The sequence below is a fragment of the Arhodomonas sp. KWT genome, assembly GCF_010993615.1.
Map to the genome: position 1 here is coordinate 1 of NZ_WNXE01000858.1, position 720 is coordinate 720.

Annotated in this window: 1 protein-coding gene; it reads left to right on the top strand. The window is 64.4% G+C overall.

The window, feature by feature from the left end; translation table 11 throughout:
* Window positions 1–720, top strand: a 720-nt coding sequence (locus G7A99_RS22905) for an ABC transporter permease (RefSeq protein ID WP_163144335.1), incomplete at both ends; no start/stop codon positions are given.

Here is a 720-nt window from a genome sequence, read left to right on the forward strand (position 1 = left end):
ATCATGCTCGCGGTGAGCTTCTTCCAGCGCGTGGAGAGCGCGTTCTACAAGCCGGCGTTCGTATTCTCGAACTACGCGCGGCTGTTCTCCTCGCTGTTCCTGGACAACCTCGCGTTCTCGCTCTATCTGGGCATGCTGGTCGCCGTGATTAGTGTCTCCGTGGCGTTCCCGTTTACCTACCTGCTCTCGCGCATGCGCATGCGTACGCAGACGATCTGGTTGGTGTTCCTGCTCTCGGTGCTCTCGCTCTCCGAGGTGATCATCGCGTTCAGCTGGTCGATCCTGCTCTCGCGCACCGCGGGGGTGTCCAACCTGCTGGTATGGCTCGGGCTGATGGATCACCCGGTGGGGCTCGCGCCCGGGTTCACCGCGGAGGTGCTGGGCTACTGCTACCTCACCCTGCCCTACACCGTGCTCATGCTCTACCCGTCCATGTCGCGGCTGGACCCGGAGCTCACCGAGGCCGCGCGCACCCTCGGGGCCTCGCCGCAGCGGGCGTTCTTCAACGTGGTGATCCCGGCGATGCGCCAGCCGATCGTGGCCTCGCTGATCCTGGTGTTCGTGTTTACTCTGGGCGTCTACCTGATCCCGCAGATACTGGGCAATCCGGAGCACTGGACCCTGTCGGTGCTGATCACCGACCAGGCGGTCTACCAGTCCAACGTGCCGTTCGCGGCGGCGCTGGCGGTGTTCCTGCTGCTGACCAGCCTGGCGCTCATT